The following is a 10495-nucleotide window of genomic DNA, read 5'->3' on the forward strand; positions in this document are numbered from 1 at the left end:
CACCGTTGTTTCAGACACTTGTGAGAGACATTTTCTCCCCCTCTCCCAAGGTTGGGAGAGGGGGTTGGGGGGTGAGGGCGACTCCAAACCGCCATATCTCGTTACCCACCTTGACAGGGCTGGGTGGGCATTGCCCACCCAGAGCGCGTTTCATAATTGTTTAGAGCGCGTTTCATAATTGTTTAGGGACTTTAGATACCAGATTCCCTATCACCGTTGATAATTGATAATTGATAATTGAACCACGGGTTTCAACCCAAGGCGTATTTAACCAACAACAAAAACTATTCCACCCGTCTCCCCTCATAACTTCCCTTAATCGCACGATTATAAAAACGGCCAGGAGACTTCGCTTGGCGAAAACGATTCCACGTTTCCGGTTCTACCCCCTCATATTGATACACCGAACCATTGGTGAATTCAATTTCTAATAACTTTTCTTGGGGATCATAAGCCAAGGCATTGGTACAACTAGAATTAGCCGGATATAATGCCTCTACCGTCGAAGGAGTGAGAGAAGACGGTTCGGGAATTGCAGGGATTTCCTCATTAACTAAAGCAGAAACCGCCTTTAAACCATCATAAGCAGCTTTGGGGGCATTTACTTCAAGATATTCCATCTCCTCTGTCCCCCGTTCAATTAATAAAGCTAACTTCTTCTCATCATGACCAATCGCAATTAATTTTTTTAAATCAATAGCGTTGAGTTCCATCCCCTTAAACTCCATTTTGATGATTTCTTCAATTATACCCAAAATTGAAAATATAGTCAACAAGCTAAACAAAAAAATAGAGTCTTGGAAAAAGGACAAGCAAAAAACAGATAATCTTAATTCTCAATTATCCATTATTCATTATTCATTATCCATTATTCATTATTCATTATTCATTATTCATTATTCATTATTCATTATTCATTATTCATTATTCATTATTCATTATTCATTATTCATTATTCATTATTCATTATTCATTATTCATTATTCATTATCAAAAAACGGAGAGGGTGGGATTCGAACCCACGGAACCTCGCGGTTCACTCGATTTCAAGTCGAGCGCGATCGACCACTCTGCCACCTCTCCCAGTGTTTTACTATAATAACGCAGATCGAGACAGCTATCTATCCCCAGAATGGCTCAAGCGTCTCCTCCCTCCTCCTCTCCCCATTCTCTGTGTCTGGAGTAGTTCATCATTCCCGGCCTTCCGTGTTTTAAATAACTATTTCACTAGATAGTTTTTTATACATTGAGTAAGATAAGTAACCATGGGTTCGCAAAATCGCCCTATCGAGGAATCAAGCAATCTCTCAGTTTCAACAAGGTATTGATATGGATTTTTTGTCAGACACCCTCGTCTTATCGCGGATGCAGTTCGCGTTAACGGCGATTTTTCATATGTTATGGCCCATTCTCACCACGGGAATGAGCATTTATTTAGTCATCGTCGAAGGACTGTGGTTAAAAACCCGCAACAAAGACTATTATCATCATGCCCGCTTTTGGGCAAAACTCTACGTGCTTAATTTTGGCATCGGGGTGGCCAGTGGTATCCCCATGGAATTCCAATTTGGGACCAACTGGGGTCCCCTATCAGAAGCAGTGGGGAACTTTTTTGGTAGTGTTATCGGGTTTGAAGCGTCTTGGGCGTTTATGCTAGAGGCCGCCTTTCTCGGTATTATGATCTTTGGTTGGGAACGAGTGAACCCCGTTATTCACTACATCGCCACCATCTTAGTAGCCTTTGGGGCAAATCTCTCCACCTTCTGGATTTTAACCGCCAATTCTTGGCTACAAACCCCCTCTGGGGTGGAACTTGTCAACGGGGAATATGTCGTCCAAGACTATTTTCAGGCGATTTTTAACCCGTTTATGTGGAATAGCTTTCTGCATATGTTCTTCGCCACCTTAGAAACCTCTCTCTTTGTTATTGGGGGGATCAGTGCGTGGTATATTCTCAAGGAACGGAATGTGCAGTTTTTTAGCCGTTCCCTAAAAATTGTCTTAGCTGCCGCTATTGCTGTAGCCCCTCTACAAATTTACATCGGCCATTTAAGCGGGGAACAGGTTTATCATTACCAACCCACCAAACTCGCAGCAATGGAGGCCCAATGGGAAACCATCCCCGCAGGAGAAACAGCCCCTTGGAGTCTTTTGGCCCTCCCCAATGAAAAAGCGGAACAAAATGACTGGGAAATCCAAATTCCCCAAGGTCTGGGTTATATCTTAGAACTGAAACCGACTTTATCTGAACCCGTGAAAGGGTTAAAAGAATGGCCTCCCGAAAACCGGCCTCATTTGTTGGGGTTAATTTATTATTCCTTCCGCATCATGGTGGGGATTGGCTTTTTCTTTGCCGGATTAATGGGCATCAGCGTGATTCAATGGTTACGGGGTAAATTCTCTCCAGAGAACCTCCAGCAGCAAAAATGGCTGATGGGGGGTTGGATATTGGCGGCCCCGTTAGGGTATATTGCCGTAGAATCCGGTTGGATTGTGCGCTGTGTCGGTCGGCAACCTTGGACGGTTTATAATCAAATTCGCACCAGTGATGCGGCCTCCAACCTCCCCTCTCAAGAGGTGTTAACTACTTTGTTAGGGTTTGCCTCGGTTTATACTCTACTCTTTTTTGCGGCTCTCTATTTTGGTCGTCGCATCATTATCAAAGGCCCTAACCTTGAGTTACCCACCCCCGCAGAAGTAGCGGCCATTAAGACAACTCCCGGTGAATTCCAACCGGATGAACGTCCTTTAGAAGCAAAACGGTAGGAGGCCAGCATGGAAACCTTAGATTATTTATTGCCGCAAGTGTGGTTTGGCATTTTGGCTTTATTCCTCCTCCTCTATGTGATGCTGGATGGGTTTGACTTGGGTGTTGGTATTTTATCCCTGACTTCCTCCTCTGAAGAACGGAGAGGCATCTTAATGACCAGTTTAAGCAATGTTTGGGATGCTAATGAGACTTGGTTGGTTTTGATGGGGGGGAGTCTCTTTGGGGCATTTCCTCTGGCGTATAGCAACATTCTGCAAGCCCTGTCTATTCCCATTTTTATTATGTTATTTGGGTTTATTTTCCGGGCAGTAGCGTTTGAATTTCGGGAACAAGCGAACCGGAAGTTATTTTGGAATTTTGCTTTTGGGGCCGGTAGTTTTTTGGCGGCCTTGGGCCAGGGGTTTGCTTTGGGGGGAGTCCTGGCAGGGATTAATGTGGATGCAGATGGGCATTTTATTGGGGGAGTTTGGGACTGGTTGAGTGTTCCTTCAGTGTTGGTGGCGTTAACCTTGATTCAGGGGTATGTGTTGATTGGGTCCACTTATTTGATCTGGCGGACTGAGGGCAGTTTACAGGAAACCCATTATAAGACGGCGCGAATTGCGGCGATTACGACGTTAATTGGGGCGATTGTTATTACGGTAATTACGCCGATTTTCTTTGAGTCGGCCCGCGATCGCTTGTTAAATGCCCCCCTAGTCTATATTTTCGCCCTCATCCCCATTGTAGGGGTGTTGTTGGTGGGACTGTTGTGGCGCAGTCTCAACCAGAAGGCGGAAAAAATGCCTTTCATCTGGACAATTTTAGTTTTTGTCCTCACTTTTATTGGGTTAGCGTTGGTGGTGTTTCCCTACATTATTCCCCGTGAAATTACCATTTATGATGCTGCTGCCGATCCTAGTTCTTTGGTGATTATGATTATTTTCATCGGTGCGCTGATTCCGGTAATGGTGTTTTACAACATTTATCAATATGTGGTCTTTCGCGGCAAGATCAAAAGCGAGCATTACGGGGAGGTTTAATGGGGGAATAGAGACTCAAGTCAGAGTCTGAGTTATGGTCAATTCTCCCTGATGCTTTAATTCTCCCTGTATTAGGGAGAATTTTTGTTTATAAAGGTAGATGTCGTGATTAAGATCATGGGACCTCGAAACAATGGGCTATTCATTTTTATTTTAAGGGATGCTCACAGGGAGCAATGCCCATGGGTGAACGCGCTTTGTGCAGGAGGAGGTCAAAAGAAATAACTATAGGATAGAGTGAACAGGATGGTGAGTTGTGCAGCGATCGCAAATAAATAGAAAATTACCCTCGGTCGGAAAATTGACAACATTAAACCGATGGCCTTTAAATCAATCATCGGCCCAAACACCAAAAACGCCAGTAAAGACGCAGTAGTAAACGTGGAGGCAAAAGCCAGCACAAAAAACGCATCCACCGTTGAACAAATGGACACCACCGCCGCTAATAACATCATCGCTAAAATCGAGGTTAACGGCCCCTGACCTAAACTCACCACCAACTCCCTAGGGGCCAACACTTGAATACTAGCTGCGATCGCGCTACCAATCACCAACATTCCCCCCAACTCCCGTAACTCTTGAACCGTATTCTCTAAAAATAACTGTAATCGTTGTTGGGAAGGCGTTTTCACCTGAGGCCGCAAGGCTTCTGGACTATTGTCATCTAACCGGAGAGGCGTTTCCCCCGTGCCCAATAAAAAAGTCCCCGACTGGAGTAACGGCGAAGCGAGTTCACCTTTTGGCTTCTCGGAGTTATCCACCTGACATTGTTGTAACATCCGTTTTGCGATCGCTGGCTGCATCATCGGTTGAGGATCACGCTGTACACTAAAAATCCAACCAATAATCGTCGCCACCGACAGGGAAAAAAACACCCGTAACACCACAATCTCCGGTTGATCCCGAAACGCAACCCAAGTCGCCCAAATGACAATAGGATTAATGGTTGGGGCTGCCAACAGAAAGCCAATCGCCACTGAAGTTGGCGCACCTTGGGTCAGCAAACGCCGCGCCACCGGGACATTCCCGCATTCACAGACCGGAAATAAAAATCCTGCACAACTGCCAAAAAACGACCCCAACAAGGGATTCCGGGGAATGCGGTTGATCAATTCCCGTTCATTGACAAACAACAACAGCGCACTCGACAGTAAAATGCCCAGTAACAAAAACGGAAAGGCTTCTACTAATAAACTCAAAAAGAGGGTAAAAGCGTTATACAGTTGAGTCATAGATTCTAGTCTGCTAGGGGGTGTGAGAAACGTTAACAAAGAAGGGGACGCAAAAATCTCCCTTATACTTTACAGAAATGTTGCAGCCATCCTTTAATTATTAATCCCAATCTACTCATTCTTCAATGTCGTTGAATTTTTCCGGTCAAGTCCTACGGGGACATTCCTTTCGTGGGCAAAATCTTCAGGGTGCGGATTTTAGTTACGCCAACCTCCGCAGCGTCGATTTTCAAGGGGCTAATTTAACCGCCGCCAACTTTCGTCATGTCCAAACCGGACGCACCTGGGGATGGACTGCCCTCTTACTATTAATGTGTCTCGTCATGGCTGGGACATCTGGATTAATTTGGGCAGAAGTGAATCTCCTCTTTGGTAGCTTAGGACAAGGACTATCTCCGGCAGATCTATTATTGGCCTTTGTCCTTTGGGGGATGGTGGCGTTATTTTATCGCACCACTTTGCTCCAAGGATTTCCCCAAGGGGCGCAGTTTTTAGCGAAAAATGGGATTTGGGTGGTTATTCTCGCTTGGGCCACCCCCTTTGCGGGGGCCGGAGGATGGTGGGCGGCTTTATTTGTCGCGGCCATGACAGTCCTCACCCTCCTCACCACCGTGGCCATGACCTTAACTGTCTCTGTGGCCTCCGCCTTAACCATTGCTATCACGGGTTTTACCGCCGTCATTCTCACTGAAGCCATAGCCATGTTAGGGGCGATTCCTAGCGTACTCTTTGGGGTTCATTTCCTCAATCCCGATTTGCCCCTCTCCGCCAATGTCGTCAAACTCCTGATTCTCATTATTACAGGGGGAGAAGTCGTGTTAGCCGTTTATGGGGGATGGCAAGCCCTCTCTGGACAGTCCCAACAACGCTGGATTGAACAGTTAGCCGTTGCAGTGGCTACTTGGCAAGGGACCAATTTTCAAGGGGCAAATTTAACCGATGCCGACTTCGCCCAAAGTAATCTCCGCTTTGTGGACTGGCGCTACAGTAGTCTTGTGCGAACCCATTGGCAAGGGGCAATCTTTACCCTCCTGCGTCCAGGACAAACCTATTTGCGCGATCCAGTTATTTTACAGTTAGTCACCCAGAAACAAGGACAAGGGCAAAATTACCAACGGCAATTCTTACAAGGGGTTAACTTGCAAGGGGCGAATTTACAAAATGCCAACTTTTCCGGGGCCATTCTCAATGATGCCCAGTTACGCGGGGCGAATTTAACCGGGGCTATTCTGCAACACACTCAACTGGCCGGGGCAAATTTAACTGGGGCAACCTTAACCGGGGCTTATCTGGAAAATTGGGGCGTGACAGGAACAACTTGCTTGGATCAAGTCAAATGTCACTATATTTATTTACGAGTCCCTACCGCCGCTAATCCCAATCCTCACCGGAAACCGGACAATTATCAAGCCACCTTTAGACCAGGGGAATTTAGCGAATTTATTAAACCCATTACCGATACCCTCGACTTGTATCATACCCAGGGCGTTGATCCTCATGCCATTGCCTTGGCCTATCAACAATTAGAAGACGCGCATCCCGACAGCCAATTACAGATCGTGGCCTTAGAAAAACGGGGGGTTAACCTCCTCATTCGCGTCAAAACCTCACCTGTGGCGGATCGATCGCAACTCAACGCCGATTATTTCCAAGCCTATCACCACTTTCAGGCCATGGCTCAGGCCAATCAAAAGTATTTTTTTCAGGGATCGCGGGATAGCCTTCCGGCTGTGCGAAGCAATCGCGCCTCCCAATTAGCCGCCATGATCACCACCGTCCTACAGAAAAATCAGTCAAAAAGCCATCCGTTTCAAAGGGATGGATGAATGACACAACCCCGACTCGAACAGCCTCCCCTCCCCTCTCTCCAACCGCCTCCGCTTCATTGTTGCCTTCTCCCGAAATCTCCATCACCCTGCGTTGGAGGTGTTGAACCACAGCCCCGCTAACCAAGAAGTTCAGTCGGTGCAAAATTCGCCAATGATACCATAGAATAACGGTCTGAATAGACCCCGTTACCTTCAAATTTTCTATTCTATGGTCAGCGAGAAACAAATCCAGTCGCAGCTAACCTCTCAAGGACTCACCTCAGAAGAAGTTATCCTCAATCGACAGAAATACGGGTCTAACGTCCTGTCGCCCCCAAAACGTGACCCTTGGTGGCTCTTATTTTTAGAAAAATTTGAAGACCCGGTAATCCGTATCTTGATGGTCGCAGCAGTAATTGCGATCGCTGTCGGTTGGTTTGAAGGAGAATACATCGAAGGCTTAGGCATCATCGTCGCCATTCTCCTCGCCACCATCCTCGCCTTCATCAACGAATATCGCGCCAATCAAGCCTTTGAAATACTCAATCAATACGTTGATGAGCTAAAAGTGCGCGTCATTCGAGAGGGTCATGTCACCGCCATCCCCCGGAAATCCCTTGTCGTCGGTGATTTAGTCTATGTTGAACAAGGAGAAGAAATCGCCGCCGATGGCGAAGTCGTCGAGGCCGTCTCCCTCCTCCTTGATCAATCAAAAATTACCGGAGAAACTGAACCCGTTCAAAAATTTACCCAATCCGAATTAGACCAACCTCCCGAAACCGAAACCACCTATCCCAATCACAAAGTCTATCGCAGTACCATTGTTGCCCAAGGGAATGGTTATTTTGTCGTCACTGCCGTCGGAGATCAGACCGAAATTGGCCAATTGGCCACCGCCGTCGCTACCGTAGAAAACACCAACGACACCCCCCTCAACCAACAACTCCAACGCCTCAGCGAATTAATTGGCGTGGTTGGCCTCTCCTTTGCCATCTTAATCTTTACCGCCTTATTCATTCGAGGCTTTATCACCGGAGAATTTCAACTCACCGGACAACAGGACTATTTCTTAGGTATCGTCATTATTAGTGTTCTCTTTGCCCTCATTCCCGTCTGGCTACCCGTCGTTGATGATGGCATTGGCTTAATTCAACCCGACCTTAAATTCCCCCACGGATTAGACGGACAAGGCTTTGGCGGTTGGTTAAAAGTCCTCTTAGGCGCAGTTTTTCTCCTGGGAATTGGGATAGCTTTGGGCTACCCCTTGGGATGGTTGCCAGAAGCCGGAGAAACTTGGCTTCCCACCGAAGTGGGAACAACCCTCCTACAATATTTTATGGTCGCAGTGACGATTATTGTTGTCGCTGTCCCCGAAGGATTGCCCATGAGTGTCACTCTCTCCTTGGCCTACAGCATGAAACGTATGGCCAAAGCCAATAACTTAGTGCGGCGGATGCACGCTTGTGAAACCATTGGGGCAGCTACGGTGATCTGTTGCGATAAAACAGGAACATTAACCCGTAACCAAATGCGGGTTAATGAGATTAGTTTTCTAGGACTACACGCCACCAAATTAGTTGATCTCGATTTTGCCCGTAATTTAATTGCTGAAGCCATGGCGGCTAATAGTACCGCCGATTTAGATGGGCAGCCAGAACAAGACCCAACTGTGATGGGAAATGCCACCGAAGGCGCATTGTTACTCTGGTTAGAGCGGGAGAAGTTTAATTATTTGTCCTTCCGCCACAATTTCGAGATTAAGTTTCGGATGTCTTTTTGTCCCCGTCGAAAGTATATGGCGACTGTCGGGAGATCGCCCGTTGCCCAGACTGACTTATTACATCTCAAAGGAGCCCCAGAGGTGGTTGTGGATAAATGTACTCATATTCTCACCGAATACGGAGTTTTACCTTTACATAATAAAGAACCCATTTTGGCCGCACTGAAAGCCTATCAAGCCAGAGGAATGAGGACATTAGGCTTTGCCTACCGCGAATTATCCGAGAATTTAATGGATTTGGAGGTGGATGAGGTTGGACATTATTTAACTTGGTTGGGGTTTGTGGCTATTAGTGATCCCCTCCGCACGGATGTGTCTCAGGCCATTGAGTCTTGTTTGGATGCCGGAATACAAGTGAAAGTGGTAACGGGAGACGGGGCCGACACTGCCCAAGAAATTGCCCGACAGATTGGCCTTTGGACGAATGAGGAGTCTTCCCCCTATGCCTGTTTAACCGGGCAAGAATTCCGTAATCTACCCGATGAGGAGGCGAAAGAGGCGGTTAAGTCGCTCAAGGTGTTGTCTCGCGCTGTGCCTCTGGATAAACTTCGCTTGGTGCAATTATTACAGTCTGTGGGAGAAGTGGTTGGTGCAACGGGAGATGGCACCAATGATGCCGCAGCCTTGAAACAGGCTCGGGTGGGGTTGGCGATGGGAAGTGGCACGGCCATCGCTAAAGAAGCTAGTGATATTATTCTGCTGGATGACTCCTTTAAGAGTATTGTGAATGCTGTTGTCTGGGGGCGATCGCTCTACGAAAATATCCAACGTTTTATTCTCTTTCAACTCACGATCAATGTAGTGGCCTTGGGGATTGCCCTCCTTGGCCCCTTTATCGGTGTATCTCTCCCCCTCACTGTCACCCAAATGTTATGGGTGAATTTAATTATGGATACTTTTGCGGCTTTAGCATTAGCCACAGAACCCCCCCACTGGGCAGTTTTAGAACAACCCCCCCGCTCTCCCAATGCTTTTATTATTTCGCCAACCATGACCAAGATTATCTTAGGCAGTGGTTTGATTTTCTTGGTCTTTTTGGTGGGGTTTCTCAAATATCTCGGCCACGATGGGAGGATAGAGGACTACGAACTGTCGGTCTTTTTTGCCGTTTTCGTCCTCCTGCAATTCTGGAATTTATTTAATGCTCGCTGTTTAGGGTTGAAACAGTCCGCTTTTCAGGGTTTGTACCAAAATAAAGCTTTTATGGGCATTGCCGCCCTCATTTTGGTCGGGCAAATCCTCATTATCCAGTTTGGCCGTGAAGTGTTCAGGACTGTTCCCCTCTCTGGGGCAGATTGGCTGAAAATTATCCTCGGTACATCCATTGTCTTATGGGTGGGGGAAGCCTGGCGTTGGTTCTCTCGTCTCAAACGGGAGCATTTTTCGACTCAGGACTCCTCATAAGAGCAATTTTTGGGAAATTTCAAATTTTTTTTATAGGTTATAACCCTTGTAGTGTGGGGGTTTTAGGGAATGAGGAGCAAAAAGAGCAAAAAAAAATCCCAAAAAGTGTTGACAGTCCTGGATAGAGTAGCTATATTAGTTAATGCGCGGTTGAGAGAGGCGGTTCAAACGCCCAACTTAACAGCGTACTATAAAGACCGAACCTAGACAAATTAATAGTTTGAGAGACCAGCCTAAAAAGTCCTTGTCAAGATAAATTAAAAGTCTGTCGAAGGATTAATCTGGAGACAGCAAAGCTAGTCAAACGAAACTCGTAGAACTACTTTGGTTTCGTACCAAGTAGGGAGAGTGAAACCAACATGGAGAGTTTGATCCTGGCTCAGGATGAACGCTGGCGGTATGCTTAACACATGCAAGTCGAACGGATTCTTAGGAATCAGTGGCGGACGGGTGAGTAACACGTGAAAACCTGCCTCTAG

Annotated in this window: 6 protein-coding genes, 1 tRNA gene and 1 rRNA gene; 5 read left to right on the forward strand and 3 right to left on the reverse strand. The window is 46.7% G+C overall.

Translation table 11 applies throughout. The features are described from left to right. Positions 1-284: 284 nt before the first annotated feature. Positions 285-728: a KTSC domain-containing protein gene (locus PN462_RS08845; protein WP_272127735.1), complete on the reverse strand. Its 444-nt coding sequence runs from the start codon at positions 726-728 to the stop codon at positions 285-287. Positions 729-998: 270 nt separating this feature from the next. Beyond that, positions 999-1083 (reverse strand) — tRNA-Ser (locus tag PN462_RS08850). A 246-nt stretch (positions 1084-1329) separates the two neighbouring features. Here PN462_RS08850 and PN462_RS08855 point away from each other — a divergent pair. Together PN462_RS08855 and PN462_RS08860 are read left to right on the forward strand one after the other, a co-directional pair. Further along, positions 1330-2766, forward strand: coding sequence for a cytochrome ubiquinol oxidase subunit I (locus PN462_RS08855; protein ID WP_272127736.1), 1437 nt, complete (start codon positions 1330-1332; stop codon positions 2764-2766). Between the two features lie 9 nt (positions 2767-2775). Next, the gene (locus tag PN462_RS08860) at positions 2776-3792 is read left to right on the forward strand and encodes a cytochrome d ubiquinol oxidase subunit II (protein ID WP_272127737.1); all 1017 of its coding nucleotides are present in this window, start codon (positions 2776-2778) and stop codon (positions 3790-3792) included. A 212-nt stretch (positions 3793-4004) separates the two neighbouring features. On the opposite strand, the gene PN462_RS08865 is transcribed toward PN462_RS08860, so the two are convergent. Then, on the reverse strand, positions 4005-5024 hold the full coding sequence (locus tag PN462_RS08865; protein ID WP_272127738.1) for a permease: 1020 nt from the start codon (positions 5022-5024) through the stop codon (positions 4005-4007). A gap of 125 nt (positions 5025-5149) precedes the next feature. Between PN462_RS08865 and PN462_RS08870 the strand changes: the two genes are divergently transcribed. The 3 genes from PN462_RS08870 to PN462_RS08880 form a co-directional block, all read left to right on the forward strand. Continuing rightward, complete coding sequence (locus PN462_RS08870; RefSeq protein WP_272127739.1) at positions 5150-6850, forward strand: pentapeptide repeat-containing protein; 1701 nt, start codon at positions 5150-5152, stop codon at positions 6848-6850. A 211-nt stretch (positions 6851-7061) separates the two neighbouring features. Then, positions 7062-10016: a calcium-translocating P-type ATPase, PMCA-type gene (locus tag PN462_RS08875; RefSeq protein ID WP_272127741.1), complete on the forward strand. Its 2955-nt coding sequence runs from the start codon at positions 7062-7064 to the stop codon at positions 10014-10016. A 356-nt stretch (positions 10017-10372) separates the two neighbouring features. Then, positions 10373-10495, forward strand: a 16S ribosomal RNA gene (locus PN462_RS08880); the annotation flags it as partial.

The organism is Spirulina sp. CS-785/01, from assembly GCF_028330525.1.
Lineage (GTDB): Bacteria > Cyanobacteriota > Cyanobacteriia > Cyanobacteriales > Spirulinaceae > JAQMSD01.

Excerpts from the sequence above, each read along its gene's own strand:
- PN462_RS08855 (WP_272127736.1), top strand. The coding sequence starts at position 1,330 with ATGGATTTTTTGTCAGACACCCTCGTCTTATCGCGGATGCAGTTCGCG.
- PN462_RS08845 (WP_272127735.1), bottom strand. The coding sequence starts at position 728 with ATGGAGTTTAAGGGGATGGAACTCAACGCTATTGATTTAAAAAAATTA.
- PN462_RS08865 (WP_272127738.1), bottom strand. The coding sequence starts at position 5,024 with ATGACTCAACTGTATAACGCTTTTACCCTCTTTTTGAGTTTATTAGTA.
- PN462_RS08870 (WP_272127739.1), top strand. The coding sequence starts at position 5,150 with ATGTCGTTGAATTTTTCCGGTCAAGTCCTACGGGGACATTCCTTTCGT.
- PN462_RS08875 (WP_272127741.1), top strand. The coding sequence starts at position 7,062 with ATGGTCAGCGAGAAACAAATCCAGTCGCAGCTAACCTCTCAAGGACTC.
- PN462_RS08860 (WP_272127737.1), top strand. The coding sequence starts at position 2,776 with ATGGAAACCTTAGATTATTTATTGCCGCAAGTGTGGTTTGGCATTTTG.